This window comes from Citrobacter sp. Cb041 (assembly GCF_030336655.1).
Taxonomy (GTDB): domain Bacteria; phylum Pseudomonadota; class Gammaproteobacteria; order Enterobacterales; family Enterobacteriaceae; genus Citrobacter; species Citrobacter braakii.
In genome coordinates, this window is the sequence record NZ_JAOWDD010000038.1 from 188,662 (window position 1) to 207,956 (window position 19,295).

The window sequence follows — 19,295 nt, forward strand, 5'->3', positions numbered from 1 at the left end:
AATCACCATTATCGACGCATGCTCTTGGAGAGCATCATCTGCCATTTCTGCTCACGGTTAAGCTCTGTTGGGGGAACCGCTGGCAGTCGCGGCGTTTTCGCCACACTCACCTTTTTTTCCTGCAAATTGTGATTCAATCGTCTGTAGAGATGAGAATCAATACTGATGACTTTCACCAAACGCTGGCACTGGCAGCCGCGGCCTGCAATTTGATTAGGGATCATCTTAACTTCACAAACAATTTCTCCCACTTCCGACAGAATATAAGAGAGCGTATTAATTGCTTTGCAGTGTTCAATATCAAAATGGCGGGAAATTTCCTTTGCTGTGATCCAACGATCTTCAGCCATCATCCAGTCAGCAATTAACAAATAAAGCGGTCTTTCAACATATTTTTCACACATAAGCACACCATTTCACAAATTAAAAATCTGGCTACGGCCTGTCCAAATTAATAAAAACTAAGCCATATTAAAATTGTGGATATAAGGGATAATATGCGACTTGAATGTTGATTAGTGTGAGCAACATCGTGCTTATTACATTGAAAATGTGGTTATGAAAGCGCGGTTGGCCAGGAATGACCTTATGAGAGATAAAAAAAGGGTTTCTTTACAGAAACCCTTTCCCAATTATATTGCAGGCCCGGTTAGCGCAATTATCACCGGGCCTTTTTTTTATGACTTTTTGATCTGCGCGTGCATTTCCTGAACCGAGGTCACCTTCTCGGTAGCATCGGCATTCAGCGCCATCGCCGTTGCGAAACCGCCGTTCAGGGTGGTGTCATAATGCACTTTGTACTGCAGTGCGCTGCGGCGAATCAGCTTGGAGTCTTCAATCGCCTGACGGCCTTCGGTAGTGTTGATGATGTAAGTGTACTCGCCATTCTTGATACGGTCCTGAATGTGCGGACGGCCTTCATGCACCTTGTTCACCAGACGTGGATTGATACCCGCTTCGCCCAGCACAATCGCGGTGCCGTGCGTCGCATCCAACTCGAAACCAAACTTCAGCAGCTTCGCCGCCAGGTCAACCACGCGCTCTTTATCGCCTTCGCGAACGGAGAGCAGCGCACGACCCTGTTTTTTCATGGTGGAGCTGCTGCCGAGCTGTGCCTTGGCGAACGCTTCCGCGAAGGTACGGCCCACGCCCATCACCTCACCAGTAGAGCGCATTTCTGGCCCTAACAGCGGATCAACGCCCGGGAACTTGTTGAACGGCAGCACCACTTCTTTTACCGAGTAGTACGGCGGGATAACTTCTTTGGTGACGCCCTGCTGTGCCAGCGTTTTCCCGGCCATCACGCGCGCTGCAACTTTCGCCAGCGGTACGCCCGTTGCCTTGGAGACGAACGGAACGGTACGCGCCGCACGCGGGTTCACTTCAATCAGGTAAACTTCGTTATTCTTCACCGCAAACTGGACGTTCATCAGACCGCGAACCTGCAGTTCGAAGGCCAGTTTCTGCACCTGCTGGCGCATCACATCCTGAATTTCCTGGCTCAGGGTATACGCAGGCAGAGAACATGCGGAGTCACCGGAGTGCACGCCCGCCTGTTCGATGTGCTCCATAATACCGCCAATCAGCACCATCTCGCCGTCGCAGATGGCGTCCACGTCCACTTCCACCGCGTCATCAAGGAAACGGTCCAGCAGTACCGGCGCATCGTTAGAAACGCTGACCGCGGTCTGGAAGTAGCGACGCAGGTCGGCTTCGTCGTAGACGATTTCCATCGCGCGGCCGCCGAGAACGTAGGACGGACGCACCACCAGCGGGTAACCAATCTCTTTCGCCTTCTCAACCGCCATTTCAATGGCGGTCACGGTGGCGTTCGCCGGTTGTTTCAGCTTCAGACGGTCAACCGCCTGCTGGAAGCGTTCACGGTCTTCCGCACGGTCGATAGCATCCGGGCTGGTACCGATAACCGGCACGCCTGCCGCTTCCAGCGCGCGCGCCAGCTTCAGCGGAGTCTGGCCGCCGTACTGCACGATAACGCCTTTCGGCTTCTCGATGCGCACGATTTCCAGCACGTCTTCCAGCGTTACCGGCTCGAAGTACAGACGGTCGGAGGTATCGTAGTCGGTAGAAACGGTTTCTGGGTTACAGTTGACCATGATGGTCTCGTAACCGTCTTCGCGCAGCGCCAGCGAGGCGTGTACGCAGCAGTAGTCGAATTCAATGCCCTGACCGATACGGTTTGGACCACCGCCCAGCACCATAATCTTGTCACGATCCTGAGTTGGATTCGCTTCGCACTCGTCTTCATAAGTGGAGTACATGTAAGCGGTGTCGGTGGCAAATTCTGCCGCGCAGGTATCCACGCGCTTGTAGACCGGGTGCAGGTTATATTGGTCACGCAGCTTGCGGATTTCCGCTTCGCGTACGCCGGCCAGTTTCGCCAGACGCGCATCGGCGAAACCTTTGCGCTTCAGTACGCGCAAGAAGTCAGCGTCGAGGCCGTTGATGCCAAGGTCTGTGACTTTTTCTTCCAGGCGCACCAGTTCTTCAATCTGCACCAGGAACCAACGGTCGATGTTGGTCAGGTTGAACACGCCATCGACGGACAGGCCAGCACGGAAAGCATCGGCGATGTACCAGATACGCTCGGCGCCCGCGTCTTTCAGCTCGCGGCGGATTTTGGTCAGCGCTTCCGGGTCATCCAGACTTACTTTCGGGTCGAAGCCGGTCGCGCCCACTTCCAGACCGCGCAGCGCTTTTTGCAGAGACTCTTGCTGGGTGCGGCCAATCGCCATCACTTCACCGACAGATTTCATCTGGGTGGTCAGACGGTCGTTAGCGCCAACAAATTTCTCGAAGTTGAAGCGTGGAATTTTCGTCACAACGTAGTCGATGGACGGCTCAAACGAAGCCGGAGTCCGCCCGCCGGTGATGTCGTTCATCAGTTCGTCGAGGGTGTAACCTACCGCAAGCTTGGCTGCGACTTTAGCAATCGGGAAGCCGGTTGCTTTGGACGCCAGCGCCGAGGAGCGGGAGACGCGCGGGTTCATCTCGATAACAATCAGACGGCCGTTTTTCGGGTTTACTGCAAACTGGACGTTAGAACCACCGGTTTCAACGCCGATTTCACGCAGTACCGCCATCGAGGCGTTTCGCATGATTTGATATTCTTTGTCGGTCAGCGTCTGGGCTGGCGCAACGGTGATGGAGTCACCGGTATGGATGCCCATCGCGTCGAAGTTTTCGATGGAGCAGACGATGATGCAGTTGTCGTTTTTATCACGCACCACTTCCATCTCGTACTCTTTCCAGCCAATCAGCGATTCATCAATCAGCAGTTCGTTAGTTGGGGAAAGATCCAGACCGCGTTCGCAAATTTCTTCAAACTCTTCGCGGTTGTAGGCGATACCGCCGCCGGTGCCACCCATGGTGAAAGACGGACGGATAATGCACGGGAAGCCGACGTCAGCGGCAACCGCCAGCGCTTCTTCCATGGTGTGAGCGATGCCTGAACGTGCGGTATCGAGACCGATTTTTTTCATCGCGATGTCGAAGCGACGACGGTCTTCCGCTTTATCAATAGCATCCGCCGTCGCGCCAATCATGGTCACGCCGAACTCAGCCAGTACGCCCTGACGTTCCAGCTCCAGCGCACAGTTCAGCGCCGTCTGACCGCCCATGGTTGGCAGCACCGCATCCGGGCGCTCTTTCTCAATGATTTTGCGTACCACTTCCCAGTGAATCGGCTCGATGTAGGTGGCATCGGCCATTTCCGGGTCGGTCATGATGGTCGCCGGGTTGGAGTTCACCAGAATAACGCGGTAACCCTCTTCACGCAGGGCTTTACACGCCTGCGCGCCGGAATAGTCAAACTCACACGCCTGACCGATAACGATCGGACCCGCGCCCAGAATCAGGATACTTTTTATGTCTGTACGTTTTGGCATGGCTCTTTTACTCCTGATTATTTCGCGGACTGACGGTATTGCTCAATTAACTCGATAAAGTGGTCGAACAGCGGCGCAGCGTCGTGTGGACCCGGGCTTGCTTCAGGGTGCCCCTGGAAGCTGAACGCCGGTTTGTCGGTACGATGAATCCCCTGCAGGGTGCCGTCAAACAGCGACTTGTGGGTCACGCGCAGGTTGGCAGGCATGGAGGCCTCATCGACCGCAAAACCGTGGTTCTGAGCGGTGATCATCACGGTGTTGTTATCAATATCTTTTACCGGATGGTTGCCGCCGTGGTGGCCAAACTTCATCTTAATGGTCTTCGCACCGCTTGCCAGCGCCAGCAGTTGATGGCCGAGGCAGATGCCAAATACCGGAATATCGGTTTCGAGGAATTTCTGAATCGCGGTAATCGCGTAGTCGCACGGCGCCGGATCGCCAGGACCGTTGGACAGGAAGATACCGTCCGGATTCATCTTCAGAACATCTTCAGCAGAGGTTTTCGCCGGCACAACCGTCAGGCGGCAGCCGCGATCCGCTAACATACGCAGAATGTTACGTTTAGCGCCGAAATCGTAGGCCACTACGTGGAACGGCAGTTCATCGGCGGATTTAGCTTCCGGCAGGTCACCGGCCAGCGTCCAGCTACCTTGCGTCCAGCTATAAGGCTCCGCGGTGGTCACTTCTTTCGCCAGATCCATGCCGTTCAGCCCCGGGAAGGCTTTCGCTTTTTCCAGCGCCAGCGCCGCATCCGGGTTATCACCCGCGATAATGCAGCCGTTCTGTGCGCCCTTTTCACGCAGCAAACGCGTCAGCTTACGGGTATCGATATCGGCAATTGCCACAATATTATGGCGTTTGAGGTAAGAAGAGAGGTCTTCGGTATCGCGGAAGTTGCTGGCAATCAGCGGCAGGTCGCGGATGACCAGGCCTTGCGCATGTACTTGAGAAGATTCTGCATCGGCTTCATTGGTGCCGACATTACCGATATGAGGATAAGTAAGAGTGACGATTTGGCGGGAATAGGAAGGATCAGTGAGGATTTCTTGATAACCGGTCATTGAAGTATTGAAAACGACTTCCCCAACCGCCGAACCTGTTGCCCCTATGGCCCGACCGTGAAACTGGGTTCCGTCTTCCAGAACCAATAGCGCTGACTTAATCAAAACACCCTCCAGAGAATATTCACTCACTTTATCTGCATATTAATTCATTAACACCTCATGAATCAATGCAAATTTGCTTACCTATGGATTTCTGGCAAACGGCGGCATTCTAGAGATAGCCCACGTAAAAGTCTACCCAAAAGGGCATTTTTTATTATTATTTTACGCCACTGGGATAAAACACACGATTTAACAGGCAAAAAGATCAGCTAACTTGGGGTGGAAAACGCTTGCGGAAGATAAAGAGTGTAAAAACAGGAAGCGCGATAGATAAAAGTGGACCATTTGGTCAAAATTTACATTGAGATAACAAAATAATCCAGTAAAACACCAATAAACAGGCCATTAAATAAAAAATCAAATTAAAAAGCGAAAAATAAAAGGGCAATAAAATATTGCCCCATGTAATCAAATAGTTATGATTACAATAACCACATCACGAAGGGTAATAAAAGTTATAAACTGCGTAAATCAAGCACATCTTTCATATCAAAAAGACCGTTTGACTTTGATTTCAGCCAAATTGCCGATCGTACTGCGCCATTGGCAAAGGTCATGCGGCTGGAGGCTTTATGCGTGATCTCAATGCGCTCGCCAATATCGGCAAACATCGCGGTATGCTCACCAACGATATCTCCCGCCCGCACCGTGGCAAAACCGATCGTACCGGGTACGCGCTCACCGGTGTAACCTTCACGCGAATAGACGGCACACTCTTTTAAATCTTTATCCAGCGCCCCGGCAATCGCCTCCCCCATCGCCAGCGCAGTGCCTGACGGCGCATCCACTTTATGACGGTGATGGGCTTCAATAATCTCAATATCGGTGTAATCACCCATCACTTTCGCCGCCTTCTCCAGCAGCTTAAGCATGAGGTTAACGCCAACGCTAAAGTTCGCGGCGAAAACGATAGCAATGTCCTGCGCAGCATCACGAATAGCCTGTTTGCCCGCGTCATCAAAGCCAGTGGTGCCAATCACCATCCCTTTACCGTGCTGGCGGCAAAACGCCAGATGCGCCAGCGTGCCTTCCGGGCGAGTAAAATCGATGAAAACATCAAAATCATCTTTCACCGCCTCAAGACTACTTTGCACGGTAACGCCCGTTTTACCGGCTCCCGCTAATTCTCCGGCATCGCTTCCCAGCAAAGAAGAACCTTCGCGCTCCAGCGCCGCGCCGAGCTGTACGCCATCCATGCCAAGAGTGGCCTGAATCAACTGACGCCCCATGCGCCCTCCGGCTCCCGCGATGGCAACGCGGATTTGTGCATCATGCATAGCTATTCTCTTTTGTTAATTTTACGTAAATCGTTTTCAGATTAACCAGCACATCGCTGCGCCGCCAGCCGAAAACGTCGATAATTAGAATTTAATGATAAACAGGCAGAGATATCAGTAAAAGGCATGACGATCAGCGAAAACCACATGATTCTCTGACCACCAGCGCAGGTGGCAGAATAATGCGTTTCGGAGGTTCGTCATTTCCCTGAATGCGACTATAAAGTAGCTCCCCAGCCTTGCGACCTATCTCTTTTGCGGCCACCGACACGGTGGTGAGCGCAGGTTGTACCAGCGCCGCTTCGGTGATGTCATCGAACCCCACCAGCGCAAAATCGCGCCCTGGTTCACGCCCCATTTTGCGTAATGCCTGCATAACCCCAAGCGCCACAATATCCTGATAACAAACGGCGGCGGTAATTTCCGGGAACCGCATAAGAAGCGACTCTGCCACTTTTGCGCCGTCAATCTGGCTGGCCTGCGTCGCCACTATCCATTGCGGATTCGGCGATATTCCCTGCTCCAGCAACGTGCTGGTGAATCCACCGATACGCTGTGCCCGGCTCCCGGAACTTGGGCTACCACCGATAAACGCAATATTCTTATGCCCCATTTTGACTAAATGGGTGGTGGCCATTTGCGTACCGAGAAAGTTATCGGTTCCCACAAAATCAAAATCAGGATCGCTAAGAGGGCGAACCACCATGATGGCGGGAATATTGCGCCTTTTCAGCGCCTCGAAGAAGGAGGTCGGTGTTTCGCGCGCCGCGCAGAGCACCATGCCGCAGGCATTATTGCGCATCAACGAGTCGACAAATTTTTGCTGCCTTTCTCCTGACTCTTCACTGTTTGCCAGAAACAGAAGCAGGTCATGCCGCTCCATCTCATGGCTTAGCCCTGCAGTCATCTCACCGTAAAAAGGGTTAGTGATATCGTGTAACAACAATCCGACCTGATTACTGCTCCGGTTACGCAGGTTGGCGGCGGTTTGATTATAAACGTAGCCGGCATCGTCCAGCGCTTTGAGCACCCTGTCACGTGTGGCCTGAGAAATGCGCCCCCGGTTACGCAACACCATTGAAACGGTTGCCGTGGAGACTCCCGCGCGTTCAGCAACCTGCGCCAGCGTGACTGTAGTCATGACCTCTCCTGTTTATTTCGAAGGTTAATCGAATAACCGAAACATTGCCTTTTTACGTGTGATTCACATCACGCTAACGTGCATTTCACCGCACTGGATTCTGATTATGGCGGGTTAATCGCGTTAACCACACTATGAAAATAAGGTTAATCGATTAATCTTAAATAAGCCAACACGGAGACAGAATATGCGTACAACCTATAATAAATTCCCTGAGGTTAACGTTCAGGGCTATGACAACCACGCCTGGCAGGGTTGGTCGTCAATTCATTCAGTGCTTAACACCAGGGTTTCTACCGCCGCCAAAACCGTATTGATCGTGGATTGCTATCCGGGCGTGCGGCTTGACGAGCTGGAGCAACAGCTTGTTACGACATTAGATACCGCACTGGTGCTGAATATTGAATCCGCCCGCCGCGATGAGCAGGCCCTGCATGATTTACTGGCGCGTAACCTTACCGACGATCGCGTATTCGGCGTTCTCTCCTGTCATCACCTGGATGAATTTTTTGATAGCGACAAACTCAGCCAACTCCGCCAACAGATTGATGCCGTTACCTCAGGGCTGGTTGTCGTGTACGGCTCAGGCGCTGCGCTGGCACACCCTGGTGACGTACTGGTTTATGCCGATCTTCCGCGCTGGGAAATTCAACAGCGTATGCGTCATAACGGGCTGGGTAACTGGGGTGCAGAAAACCAGGATGAAGATATTCTTCGTCGTTACAAACGTGCTTTTTTCATTGAATGGCGGGTATTCGACAAACATAAAACGCCGTTACTCAAACGCGCCGATTATTTGCTCGATACCACGGTAGAAAATAGTCCCGCGATGGTCAGCGGCGACGCGTTACGCGCCGGTCTGCAACAAACCACCGAACAACCGTTTCGCGTTGCCCCTTTCTTTGACCCAGGCGTCTGGGGCGGGCAATGGATGAAACAACGCTTCGATCTCGATCCCTCAGCCCCCAATTACGCGTGGTGTTTTGATTGCGTGCCCGAGGAAAACAGCCTGTTACTGCGTTTTGGCAACGTGCGGATCGAGATCCCCTCTCAGGATCTGGTACTGACCTGTCCCCGCCCCCTGCTGGGTGAAAAAGTTCACGCGCGCTTTGGCGCGGAATTCCCGATCCGTTTTGACTTCCTCGACACTATTGGCGGCCAGAATTTGAGTTTTCAGGTTCATCCGCTCACGGAGTACATTCAACAGCAGTTTGGTATGCACTATACACAGGATGAGAGCTATTACATTCTCGAAGCCGAGCCGGACGCCGTGGTGTATCTCGGGACCAAAACCGGGATCGCACCACAGGATATGCTCGACGACCTCCGGGCCGCGGGTCGTGGCGAAAAAACCTTTGATGATGAACGATTCGTTAACCAGATCCCTGCACATAAACACGATCACTTCCTGATCCCCGCCGGAACCGTACACTGCTCGGGTGCAGGAACCATGGTGCTGGAGATCAGCGCAACGCCCTATATCTTCACCTTCAAGCTGTGGGATTGGGGCCGCTTAGGGTTAGACGGCTTACCGCGTCCGGTGCATCTGGATCACGGTCAGCAGGTTATTGACTGGCAGCGCGACACGCAATGGGTGCACGACAATCTCGTCAACCGTATTGAACCCCTGGCTGAAGGAGAGGGTTGGCGGGAAGAAAGAACCGGAATGCACGAACGCGAATTTATCGAAACGCGTCGCCATTGGTTTACGGCACCGGTCACTCACCATACCCATGGCGGCGTCAACGTCCTGAACCTGGTCGAAGGTGCGCAGGCCGTTGTTGAAAGCCCGAGCGGTGCGTTTCCCCCGTTTGTCGTCAACTATGCAGAGACCTTTATCATCCCTGCCGCCGTCGGAGAATATCGTATTTCACCGTTTGGCAAAGGCGTCGGTCAACAGCTCGCCACGATTAAAGCCTGGGTTAGAGGATAAGCGCATGATTAACGTAATTGTTGCCACCCATGGTCCCCTGGCAGACGCGCTTCTCGCCAGCGGTCGTATGGTTTATGGAGAATTACCGCATGTTTACCCCGTCACGCTGAGTGAACAGGCAGGTATCGAAGGGTTTAAAGAGACGTTCTCTCAGGTTCTCACCAGTGCCGGAAAAGACGCTGACGGCGTACTGGTGCTGTGTGACATGCAAAGCGGTACGCCGTGGAATGTCGCCTGCCATCATGCTTTTTCTTCACAAACGGTTCCTCCCGTTGCCGTCGTAGCGGGGGTCAATTTCCCGATGCTGTTACAAAGCGAGGAGATTTGCCATTTAACGGATGTTCACGCCGCAGCCGTCGAGCTGTTGGCGCTGACGATACCCACGCTGATTAAAGCCGCCCCGGTTTTATCCGTTCAGTCCGACGATTTTTAAAGGAAACCACTATGAGTATTTCTTTTGTACGTATCGATGACCGCGTAATCCATGGGCAGCTCGTGACACGTTGGGCCAAAGAGCTGCCCTGTGATGGGATCGTCGCTATAGACGACGCCGTCGCGGCCGACCCTTTGCTCTCTTCGGTGATGAAAGGCGCCGTACAGGACACCAAAGTTTGGTTGTTTGATACCGCCACCGCGATTGAAAAATTGCCAAAAGTCATTGCCAGCGAGAAACGTTATTTCGTCATTGGCAAATCCCCCGTCACGCTCAAACGCATTGAAGAAGCAGGTATCAGCCTGAAAAATGCCAACGGCAAGATTAATGTAGGTCCGATGAGCGCGCGTGCTGATACCACCACCATCGGCCCGAATCAGTCGGTCAACGGGGATGAAATTGCCGCCTTTGACTGGCTGACGCAACATGGACACCTGGTTGAGTTTCGCCTGGTTCCTGATGCCAGTTGCTACAGCTGGCAGGACGCACGTCAGAAGCTGAAATAAGGAGCGCACGATGATTATCGAAGCTACGTTGATTGGCATACTTTGCTATCTCGGCGCCCTCAGCAGTCCCTAGCTTCTGGGGCTGACCGGCGGCTGGTATCTGATCACCCGCCCGCTGATTTCCGGAATGCTGGTCGGGATTATTCTCGGCGACATTAAAACCGGGATCATGATTGGCGTCGCGGTTCAGGCGGTGTATATCGCGATGGTAACGCCTGGCGGTTCGATGCCGGCCGATCTCAACTTTGTTGCTTACCCCGCAATCGCCTTAGGGATCCTTTCAGGAAAAGGCCCCGAGGTCGCGGTCGCGCTGGCGGCGACCATCGGTATCGCCGGAACCATTTTGTTTAACGCGATGATGGTACTGAACTCTTTCTGGAATCACCGGGCAGATGTGGCGCTGGAACGGGGCGACGAACGCGGTATTTACCTGAACAGCGCCATCTGGCCACAGGTGACAAACTTTGTCCTGCGTTTTGTGCCAACTTTTATTGCGGTTTACTTCGGCGCGCAATATATCAGCGGTTTTATGGACAGCTTGCCGAAAATAGTTCTGTCAACGATGAACGTACTGGGCGGCATTTTACCCGCCGTCGGGATCGCGATTTTGCTGAAGCAGATCATCAAAAACTACACCATGCTGATCTACTTCCTCGTCGGTTTTGTCTGCATCGTATTTTTAAAACTCAACATGGTCGCGCTGGTGATCGTCGGTTCGCTGTTGGCGTTGATCCATTACAACTATAAACCGGAACCGCCGCAGGCCGCGAATGCAAAGTCGGTAGCCGATGATGATGAGGATGAATTCTGATGGAAGAACGTACACTTACGCGTAAAGATCTTCGCCGCTGCTGGCGCGCATGGATGATGCACAACTTATCATCGATGAGTTTTGAACGTCTGGAATCTTTTGGCTTTTGTCTGAGTATGCTTCCGGTGGCGAAAAAGCTCTATCCCGACGCAGCCCAACGTACTGAAATGCTGCGCCGTCATGCCTCATTCTATAATACGGAACCCCAGATAGGCGCGATCGTAAACGGCATGGTGCTGGGGCTGGAGGAGAAAAAAGCGAACGGTGAGCCGATCGATGGGGAGACCATCAATACCCTGAAGGTTGGCCTGATGGGCCCTATTGCCGGAATCGGCGATTCAATGATCCCAGGCATGCTGATCCCTATCCTGCTCAGCATCGGTATGGCCCTGGCGGCCGGCGGTAACATTCTGGGGCCGCTGTTTTATACCGTTGCCTGGCTGGCCATCATCATTCCCGGTTCGTGGTTCTTGTTCCTGAAAGGCTACAAAATGGGTTCTGGCTCGGTGGAAATGCTGGTGAGCAGCAAGTCTGCCCGTCTGCGTGAAGCGTTATCGCTGCTGGGTGTGTTTGTCATGGGGGGCGTAGCGGCCAGCTACGTAAAACTTGGCACCGGACTGGAGTTTATTACCAAAGATGGGGTGAATATCCATGTTCAACAGATGCTGGACGGTATCTTCCCGCAGTTACTGCCGCTGATTGTGGTGCTTGGTACCTGGTATCTGATGGCCAAGCGCGGTGTGTCACCAGTGAAAGCGATGATTTTACTGTTGATACTGGCCGCCCTCGGCGTCGCCACGGGCCTGTTTGCGGGATAACACACAGAAAACGGTACAACCGGGGCTATGCCCCGGTTTTTTTATGGATGAAAGTTTTGCCACAGCTCGGGGTGCTTGTCCGGGCGTGAGATAAATTGGAAACGTGCCGGGTCCTCGATGAATTGTTGATAAACAGGTGCGGAGGTAATCGAGAATTCCGTATATTGTCTGGGCGTAACGGCCTGCAGTCGTCCAGGGATGTAACGCGGATTATGCTGCCAGATAACGTTGTTGCCCTGCAGCAGCGGATACCATGCCAGTCCTTTATGCGCACGCACGGCGTCGTACTCAAAACCATATTCACGATCGCACCACGCGCCAAAGGTTAACGGTACATCCGGGTCTGCGGATATAGTCGCATGCCCCCAACCGGGTGGTACCAACACTTTCTCACCGGGTCCGGCAATTACAGCAAAACAGCGGCCTGGGTCGTCCTCAACATATTCCTGCATATAAATGATCGCTTTTCCCTGCCAGATTTCATAAAGCTCCGGCGGAGACCAGCCGCTGTGCTGACTAATACGATGAATATGTCCCTGACTACGCACCGGCTCTTCTCCCAGCCGTCCCGCCGCATAGGTCACCACGCCAAACAACAGCATCCGCTTTTTCAACTCTTCGCGATCCTGCATTCGCGCCACATCCATCGCTATGGCATACACCTCTTGCGGCCCTTCACAGTGCGGATCGCGCAGCGAGGCGCGAATCTGGTCAAGTTGACGAATCTCCGGCATCGGCCCGGTAACCTCATCCCCATAGCTAAAACCAAGCGGATGATGATGGACCGTCATATCCAGGCCGTAAGAATGCGCTAAGTCACCCATTCTGTACCTCCTTCGCCTGAACCGTCTTATTTTCCTCAAAGACCCTTATTCTGAAGCCGCTGGCGAGCGCTGCATAATCATGACCCGCAATCCCTGGCCATACGGCGAGCGCCGACAGAACCTCTTCCCCGGTGTTGATTAACCGATGCGCGGTAAAGCCGGGGATAATGTGGACAGATCCCGCGAATACTTTTTCCAGCCTCGCATCGCCCTGCTCAGTTTGCAACAGCAGCAAACCGGTGCCACGCAGACCAAAATAGACTTCCCCCTGTTCGCGGCGCGCATGGAAATGCCCGCGAGTCATAAAATACTCACAGCCGACCCGGCCAGGGTAAAGATGGGTAACGCCGGTGTAGAGTTCACCTTCAGCGGGAGAGGTATTCAGCATCTCGACGTCATACACGACCTGCTCGCCAGCCAGCTGTTGACGGGCGTGTTCATCGGCAAAAACGTCTGGAAGATCCTCAATACGGGTGGATTTACGCAATAACAGGCCATCAGCTAAAGCGCCGCTTGCCCACGCCACCTGCGGTGGCTGGATAAAAGAAAGGTTCATATGTGTCTCCGGCCCGAGGAGAACAACAGGATCAGATTAGCAGATTAATCGATTAACCTGCTATCGCTATCTGCATATTGCGGGCCGGATCACAGCCTCAAGGTGCCAGCGTCAGTACCTCTGCCACCCACTGCTGGAACCCCTCAACGTCCAGCCCCAGCGCGACCAGGGCATTTGCCGGATGCCCTAAACGTCCTTCAATGTCCACCACCGTCGTACCCGAGGTATATTCACCCTGGGTTTCAACCGCCACGAAGCACGGCTGCAGGGTAAACAGTTCCGGGCGCACCAGCCAGGCAATAGCGCACAGGTCGTGCATTCGTAGCCCCGTATTCATACTGCCGCTACGGTAATGGCTAAACAGCGCGTGCAGCATTTTTCCCGTCTGGTTAAGCTGCGGCAACGTCGCCAGATAGTCAGGGGTGAGCATGGCCTGATTAGTGACATCCAGCCCGCACATCACAATCTCCAGCCCGCTCTGGAAGACTTTTGCGGCGGCCTCGGGATCGATAGCAATATTAAACTCGGCGTTTGGCGTGAAGTTCCCGCGCCCGGCAGAACCGCCCATAATCACCAGACGGTGAATGTTGAATATGCATTCAGGATAATGAGTCAGCAGCAGCGCAATGTTGGTCAGGGGGCCAATTGCCACCAGCGTCACAGGCTGCGGGGCATGCATCAACGCATCGCGAATGGCCTGGAAGGCAGGTTTTGCCATCACCTGGCGGTCGTGTTCGACAAATTCATACCCTTCCATACCTGATTCACCGTGTACGGAAGCGGCATCTCGCAGCGTTCTCACCAGCGGCATCGATGCCCCCTGCGCCAGTGGAATATCCGCATTCCAGAAGTGCAGCAGTTGCAATGCATTACGGGTGGTTTTTTCCACCGATACATTACCTGCTACCGTGGTCATCAGTTGCAGATCCAGCTCAGGGGCAAACAGCGCGGCGGCAATAGCGGCAGCATCATCAATGCCGGGATCGGTATCAAGAATGATCGGTAAGCGCATGGTTTCTCCATAAAAAAATGCCAGACGTTAAGTCTGGCATCTTCTCATAATCGTAACCGGAAAGACTTACTCTACTTCACGAACATCCACACGCAGCTCTTTCGGTACTTCGAAAACGATGTTTTCTTCACGCCCTTCCAGCGGAATAGCTTCCCCACCGCCAAGCTCCTGCAGGCGAGCAATCACGTTTTGCACCAGGATATCAGGCGCCGAGGCACCGGCCGTCACGCCCACGCACCTGGCTTCTTTCACCCACGCTTCCTGGATATCGGTCGCATCGTCAATCAGATACGCCGCTTTCCCCATTCGTTGGGCCAGTTCAGCCAGACGGTTGGAGTTAGAAGAGTTTTTCGAGCCGACCACCAGCACAACATCGGCCTGCTCTGCCAGCGCACGGACCGCTTCCTGGCGGTTGGTCGTGGCATAACAAATATCGTCTTTGCGCGGCCCGACAATTTTCGGGAAACGGCTTCGCAGCGCGTCAATGACGTCAGAGGTGTCATCAACGGAGAGAGTAGTCTGCGTCATGAAGGACAATTTGCCTTCATTTTTTACATTCAGTTTCAGCACATCTTCAGGTGATTCGACCAGATACATTCCCCCCTGCGGGTTACTGTACTGGCCCATCGTGCCTTCAACTTCTGGATGCCCGGCGTGACCAATTAAAATTGACTCTTCACCGCGACGGCTGGCGCGGGCGACTTCCATATGCACTTTCGTTACCAGCGGGCAGGTCGCATCAAAAACCGTGAGGTCGCGGCCTTTGGCTTCGTTACGCACCGCCTGAGACACGCCATGAGCGGAGAAAATCAGGATCGCGCCATCCGGTACTTCGCTGATTTGCTCAATAAAAATAGCGCCGCGCTCGCGCAGGCTATCCACCACATAGCGGTTATGCACCACTTCATGACGGACATAAATCGGTGCGCCGTAAATAGCCAGCGCGTTTTCCACAATGCTGATAGCGCGGTCTACGCCAGCGCAAAAACCGCGCGGGTTGGCCAACAGGATCTGCATTTTACGCCTCCAGTGCCGGTTCGACTTCCAGCACTTCAATATCAAAATGAACGGTATGCCCGGCCAGCGGATGGTTGAAATCAACCGTGATCGAGTCACCGTTGATTTCGCGGATCACACCAGGCATCTCACTGCCGTCCATTGCGGTAAAGAGCATGATAGCGCCAATTTCTGGCTCGCCCGCGTCCATAAATTCCCGACGCGAGAAATACTGAATTAAGTCCGGGCTGGACACGCCGAAGGCGGCATCCGGCTCCAGAGCAAAAGTGGTTTTATCACCTTCTTTTAACCCCAGCAGGTGTTGTTCCAGTCCTTCAGACAGAGAACCGTCGCCCAGGCGAAACAGCGCAGGCTTGCCGTTATTGCGGGTTGACTCTGCGGTGGAGCCATCGTCGAGCTTAAGGGTGAAGTGCACCAGCACCGCACTGTTACTCTGTACTGATTTAGACATGCAGGTTGCTCTTTAAAATTGCTGCCGCCTGTTTGCCCGATAGCGCTACGCTTACCGGGCCCACAAGAATCGCAGTATATTGTAGGCCGGATTAGCATAGCGCCATCCGGCATTTTTTTATGCGGCTTTTTTCTCTTTCGACGGTAAGAAGCCTTCGAGGACAATCAATGCCGCACCGATACAGATCGCCGTATCGGCAAGGTTGAATGTCGCGAAATGCCAGTCACCGACGTAAAAGTCAATCATATCAACCACGAAGCCGTGCCACAGGCGGTCGAACAGGTTGCCCAGCGCACCGCCAATGATTAACGCATACGCGATGTTGTTTAGCTTCTGCGTCGCCTTCGAGCGATACATCATCACCATCAGGATAACGCAGATACCAATGGCGATACCGGCAAAGAACCAACGTTGCCAGCCACCGCTGTCGGCTAAGAAGCTAAACGCCGCACCATAGTTACGCGCATAGTGCAGATTAAGCGACGGGAACAGCGACACCGTATCCCCCAGAGCAAAGTTCTGGAGGATCAGGTATTTGCTGCCTAAATCGATAATCAGCACGACTACCACCAGCCACAGCCAGCGTAGTCCTGTTGAACAGAGAGGCTTACTCATCAGGCAAACTTACGTTGTTCGCCATCACCGGCGATGTTGCTGACACAGCGTCCGCAGATATCTGCATGTTCCGCCACCTGGCCGATATCGGTAGTGTAATGCCAGCAGCGCGGACATTTCTCTCCTTCGGCTTTGCTCAGTACGATTTTCAGACCTTTAAGCAGTTCGCTCTGCTGAGCGTCAGCAGGAGCCGCTGCATAATCCGCAACCGTCGCACCGGAGGTCAGCAGAACAAAGCGCAACTCTTCGCCCAGCGCGGTCAGTTTCGCCGCCAGCTCTGGTTCAGAGTACAGGGTAACCGCCGCTTCCAGCGAACCACCGACTTTCTTATCCGCACGCGCCTGCTCGATGACCTTGTTCACTTCGCCGCGCACTTTCAGCAACTCGTCCCAGTAGGCGTCATTCATCGCTTCGGTTTCGCCTAAGCCAAACAGACCTTCGTACCATTCACCGGTAAAGACGTACTTCTCACGATCGCCCGGCAGGTAACCCCAGATTTCATCGGCGGTGAAGGACATGATCGGCGCCATCCAGCGTACCAGTGCTTCTGCAATATGGAACAGCGCAGTCTGGCAACTACGACGCGCCACGCTGTCCGCTTTCGCGGTGTACTGACGGTCTTTGATGATGTCGAGGTAGAACGACCCCATTTCTACAGAGCAGAAGCGCATCAGGCGCTGTACTACTTCGTGGAAGTCATAGGCTTCATAAGCTTTCAGGATCTCTTCCTGCGCCGCTTGCGCACAACCTACCGCCCAGCGATCCAGCACCACCATCTCTTCCGGTTTCACCATATCTTTTACCGGATCGAACCCATTCAAGTTCGCCAGCAGGAAGCGTGCGGTGTTACGGATACGACGATAGCTGTCGGCAGCACGTTTCAGGATTTCGTCAGAAACGGCCATTTCGCCGGTATAGTCGGTAGAAGCGACCCACAGACGCAGAATATCCGCGCCCAGTTTGTTCATTACGTCCTGCGGGCTTACGGTATTACCGATAGACTTGGACATTTTGCGACCCTGACCATCAACGGTGAAACCGTGGGTCAGTACCTGACGGTATGGCGCTTTGCCCTTCATTGCAGTGGAGATCATCAGAGAAGACATGAACCAGCCGCGGTGCTGGTCAGAACCTTCCAGATACATATCTGCCGCATGGCCTGCAAACTCAGGACGCACGTCCACAACGGAGGAGTGGGTTGAACCGGAGTCGAACCACACGTCCAGCGTATCCGGGACTTTGACATACTGGTCAGCTTCATCGCCGAGGATATCTTTCGGATCGAGATCCCACCACGCCTGGATGCCGTCAACTTCAACGCGTTTGGCCACTTCTTCCATCAGTTCGATAGCACGCGGATGCAGCTCTTCGGTGTCTTTGTGAACAAACAGAGACATCGGCACACCCCACGTACGCTGACGGGAGATACACCAGTCAGGACGGTTGGCAACCATCGATTCAATACGTGCCTGACCCCAATCCGGGATCCATTGCACGCCTTTGATCTCTTTTAGCGACTGCGCGCGCAGACCTTTCTGATCCATGCTGACGAACCACTGCGGAGTCGCACGGAAGATGATCGGCGATTTGTGGCGCCAGCAGCACGGGTAGCTGTGCTGCATCTTCTCAACGTGCAGCAGAGCGCCTTTATCGCTCAGCAGCGCAACGATTTTGTCGTTGGCTTTAAAGACGTTCACACCGTCCAGATCCGGATAGGTACCCGCCAGATATGCGCCGTCTGGGCCAACCGGGTTAGCGATTTCCAGACCGTATTTCTGGCTAATGACGTAGTCATCCGGACCGTGGCCGCCGGCGGTATGGACCGCACCGGTACCCGCATCCAGCGTAACGTGATCGCCAAGAATAGCCGGCACGTCAAAGCCCATAAACGGATGGGTAAAGCGCAGCAGTTCCAGCTCGGCGCCTTTTACGGTGCCCAGAATAGTGTATTCAGCCGCACCAATACGCTGCATGACGCTTTCAACCAGATCCTTCGCCAGAATCACAGCCTGCCCGTCAATCTGCACCAGCGCATAGTCAAAATCAGGCGCCAGAGAGATTGCGCGGTTCGCAGGTAACGTCCACGGGGTGGTAGTCCAGATAACCAGTGAGATCGGGCCATTGACGTCAGAAACGCCAAATTTCGCTTTTACCGCGTCCTGATCGACGGCGTGGAACGCAACGTCGATGGACGGGGAGGTTTTGTCATAATACTCAACTTCCGCTTCCGCCAGCGCGGAACGGCAATCAACGCACCAGTGCACCGGCTTCGCACCTTTGTGCAGGTGACCGTTACCGATGATTTTACCCAGCGCACGAATGATGTTGGCTTCAGTTTTGAAGTCCATGGTCAGGTACGGATGCGACCAGTCGCCCAGCACGCCAAGACGGATAAAGTCTTTACGCTGACCGTCAACCTGCGTCGCTGCGTATTCACGGCATTTGGCGCGGAACTCAGCGGCGGTGAACTTCTCGCCCGGCTTGCCGTATTCCTGCTCTACTTTCAGCTCGATTGGCAGACCGTGGCAGTCCCAGCCCGGAACGTAAGGCGAGTCGAATCCCGTGAGTCCTTTGGACTTCACGATAATGTCTTTCAGAATCTTGTTAACCGAGTGACCAATATGAATGCTGCCATTCGCATAAGGAGGGCCATCATGCAGAATGAAGGTTTTTTTGCCTTTTTTGGCCGCACGAATGATGCCGTACAGGTCATCATCAGTCCAACGCGCCAGCATTCCCGGTTCACGCTTGGCGAGATCGCCGCGCATCGGGAACCCTGTTTCCGGCAAATTCAGGGTTGATTTATAGTCACTCATCAGATTCTCGGTTC

At 53.7% G+C, this 19,295-nt stretch carries 16 protein-coding genes and 1 pseudogene; 5 read left to right on the forward strand and 12 right to left on the reverse strand.

The annotated features are described in order from the left end of the window. Positions 1-8 precede the first annotated feature (8 nt). The 5 genes from caiF to OGV52_RS12285 form a co-directional block, all read right to left on the reverse strand. Positions 9-404, reverse strand: a complete 396-nt coding sequence (gene caiF / locus OGV52_RS12265; RefSeq protein ID WP_016151651.1) for a carnitine metabolism transcriptional regulator CaiF — start codon at positions 402-404, stop codon at positions 9-11. A 273-nt stretch (positions 405-677) separates the two neighbouring features. Further along, positions 678-3,905 (reverse strand): carbamoyl-phosphate synthase large subunit, encoded by a 3,228-nt coding sequence (carB, locus tag OGV52_RS12270; protein ID WP_047498316.1) that lies wholly within the window; start codon positions 3,903-3,905, stop codon positions 678-680. Positions 3,906-3,922: 17 nt separating this feature from the next. After that, positions 3,923-5,071 carry a glutamine-hydrolyzing carbamoyl-phosphate synthase small subunit gene (gene carA / locus OGV52_RS12275; RefSeq protein ID WP_003018918.1) on the reverse strand — a complete coding sequence of 383 codons (1,149 nt, stop codon included), beginning with the start codon at positions 5,069-5,071 and terminating at the stop codon, positions 3,923-3,925. Between the two features lie 455 nt (positions 5,072-5,526). Further along, entirely contained in the window at positions 5,527-6,348 is an 822-nt protein-coding gene (dapB, locus tag OGV52_RS12280; RefSeq protein WP_259687839.1) for a 4-hydroxy-tetrahydrodipicolinate reductase, read from the reverse strand. A gap of 133 nt (positions 6,349-6,481) precedes the next feature. After that, positions 6,482-7,489, reverse strand: coding sequence for a LacI family DNA-binding transcriptional regulator (locus tag OGV52_RS12285; protein ID WP_016151647.1), 1,008 nt, complete (start codon positions 7,487-7,489; stop codon positions 6,482-6,484). Positions 7,490-7,676: 187 nt separating this feature from the next. Between OGV52_RS12285 and OGV52_RS12290 the strand changes: the two genes are divergently transcribed. The 5 genes and pseudogenes from OGV52_RS12290 (at position 7,677) to OGV52_RS12310 (ending at position 11,990) form a co-directional block, all read left to right on the forward strand. After that, on the forward strand, positions 7,677-9,422 hold the full coding sequence (locus OGV52_RS12290; protein WP_047417256.1) for a class I mannose-6-phosphate isomerase: 1,746 nt from the start codon (positions 7,677-7,679) through the stop codon (positions 9,420-9,422). 4 nt (positions 9,423-9,426) lie between these two features. Then, positions 9,427-9,855, forward strand: a complete 429-nt coding sequence (locus OGV52_RS12295) for a PTS sugar transporter subunit IIA (protein WP_016151645.1) — start codon at positions 9,427-9,429, stop codon at positions 9,853-9,855. An 11-nt stretch (positions 9,856-9,866) separates the two neighbouring features. Next, the gene (locus tag OGV52_RS12300) at positions 9,867-10,361 is read left to right on the forward strand and encodes a PTS sugar transporter subunit IIB (RefSeq protein ID WP_003837349.1); all 495 of its coding nucleotides are present in this window, start codon (positions 9,867-9,869) and stop codon (positions 10,359-10,361) included. Positions 10,362-10,371: 10 nt separating this feature from the next. Then, positions 10,372-11,172 (forward strand): annotated as a pseudogene (locus OGV52_RS12305) (PTS mannose/fructose/sorbose/N-acetylgalactosamine transporter subunit IIC). Further along, on the forward strand, positions 11,172-11,990 hold the full coding sequence (locus tag OGV52_RS12310; RefSeq protein WP_016151643.1) for a PTS system mannose/fructose/sorbose family transporter subunit IID: 819 nt from the start codon (positions 11,172-11,174) through the stop codon (positions 11,988-11,990). Before OGV52_RS12305 ends, OGV52_RS12310 begins: the two are co-directional and overlap by 1 nt. 41 nt (positions 11,991-12,031) lie before the next feature. Here OGV52_RS12310 and OGV52_RS12315 read toward each other — a convergent pair whose 3' ends face one another. From OGV52_RS12315 to ileS, 7 genes are all read right to left on the reverse strand, one after another. Next, positions 12,032-12,814, reverse strand: coding sequence for a glucose-6-phosphate isomerase family protein (locus OGV52_RS12315; protein WP_047414458.1), 783 nt, complete (start codon positions 12,812-12,814; stop codon positions 12,032-12,034). Next, positions 12,807-13,370 (reverse strand): glucose-6-phosphate isomerase family protein, encoded by a 564-nt coding sequence (locus OGV52_RS12320; protein WP_287108573.1) that lies wholly within the window; start codon positions 13,368-13,370, stop codon positions 12,807-12,809. Before OGV52_RS12320 ends, OGV52_RS12315 begins: the two co-directional genes overlap by 8 nt. A gap of 97 nt (positions 13,371-13,467) precedes the next feature. Then, entirely contained in the window at positions 13,468-14,382 is a 915-nt protein-coding gene (rihC, locus tag OGV52_RS12325) for a ribonucleoside hydrolase RihC (protein WP_287108574.1), read from the reverse strand. A 66-nt stretch (positions 14,383-14,448) separates the two neighbouring features. Then, positions 14,449-15,399, reverse strand: a complete 951-nt coding sequence (ispH, locus tag OGV52_RS12330) for a 4-hydroxy-3-methylbut-2-enyl diphosphate reductase (protein ID WP_047500149.1) — start codon at positions 15,397-15,399, stop codon at positions 14,449-14,451. Position 15,400: 1 nt separating this feature from the next. Continuing rightward, positions 15,401-15,850 (reverse strand): FKBP-type peptidyl-prolyl cis-trans isomerase, encoded by a 450-nt coding sequence (gene fkpB / locus OGV52_RS12335; protein WP_003018929.1) that lies wholly within the window; start codon positions 15,848-15,850, stop codon positions 15,401-15,403. A 117-nt stretch (positions 15,851-15,967) separates the two neighbouring features. Then, complete coding sequence (lspA, locus tag OGV52_RS12340; protein WP_003018932.1) at positions 15,968-16,465, reverse strand: signal peptidase II; 498 nt, start codon at positions 16,463-16,465, stop codon at positions 15,968-15,970. Continuing rightward, entirely contained in the window at positions 16,465-19,281 is a 2,817-nt protein-coding gene (gene ileS / locus OGV52_RS12345) for an isoleucine--tRNA ligase (protein ID WP_287108575.1), read from the reverse strand. The genes lspA and ileS overlap by 1 nt, the downstream gene beginning before the upstream one ends. Positions 19,282-19,295 lie beyond the last annotated feature (14 nt).

Coding starts and splice junctions, on each gene's coding strand:
- caiF (WP_016151651.1), bottom strand. CDS start 404: ATGTGTGAAAAATATGTTGAAAGACCGCTTTATTTGTTAATTGCTGAC.
- carB (WP_047498316.1), bottom strand. CDS start 3,905: ATGCCAAAACGTACAGACATAAAAAGTATCCTGATTCTGGGCGCGGGT.
- dapB (WP_259687839.1), bottom strand. CDS start 6,348: ATGCATGATGCACAAATCCGCGTTGCCATCGCGGGAGCCGGAGGGCGC.
- OGV52_RS12285 (WP_016151647.1), bottom strand. CDS start 7,489: ATGACTACAGTCACGCTGGCGCAGGTTGCTGAACGCGCGGGAGTCTCC.
- OGV52_RS12290 (WP_047417256.1), top strand. CDS start 7,677: ATGCGTACAACCTATAATAAATTCCCTGAGGTTAACGTTCAGGGCTAT.
- OGV52_RS12295 (WP_016151645.1), top strand. CDS start 9,427: ATGATTAACGTAATTGTTGCCACCCATGGTCCCCTGGCAGACGCGCTT.
- OGV52_RS12300 (WP_003837349.1), top strand. CDS start 9,867: ATGAGTATTTCTTTTGTACGTATCGATGACCGCGTAATCCATGGGCAG.
- OGV52_RS12310 (WP_016151643.1), top strand. CDS start 11,172: ATGGAAGAACGTACACTTACGCGTAAAGATCTTCGCCGCTGCTGGCGC.
- OGV52_RS12315 (WP_047414458.1), bottom strand. CDS start 12,814: ATGGGTGACTTAGCGCATTCTTACGGCCTGGATATGACGGTCCATCAT.
- OGV52_RS12320 (WP_287108573.1), bottom strand. CDS start 13,370: ATGAACCTTTCTTTTATCCAGCCACCGCAGGTGGCGTGGGCAAGCGGC.
- rihC (WP_287108574.1), bottom strand. CDS start 14,382: ATGCGCTTACCGATCATTCTTGATACCGATCCCGGCATTGATGATGCT.
- ispH (WP_047500149.1), bottom strand. CDS start 15,399: ATGCAGATCCTGTTGGCCAACCCGCGCGGTTTTTGCGCTGGCGTAGAC.
- fkpB (WP_003018929.1), bottom strand. CDS start 15,850: ATGTCTAAATCAGTACAGAGTAACAGTGCGGTGCTGGTGCACTTCACC.
- lspA (WP_003018932.1), bottom strand. CDS start 16,465: ATGAGTAAGCCTCTCTGTTCAACAGGACTACGCTGGCTGTGGCTGGTG.
- ileS (WP_287108575.1), bottom strand. CDS start 19,281: ATGAGTGACTATAAATCAACCCTGAATTTGCCGGAAACAGGGTTCCCG.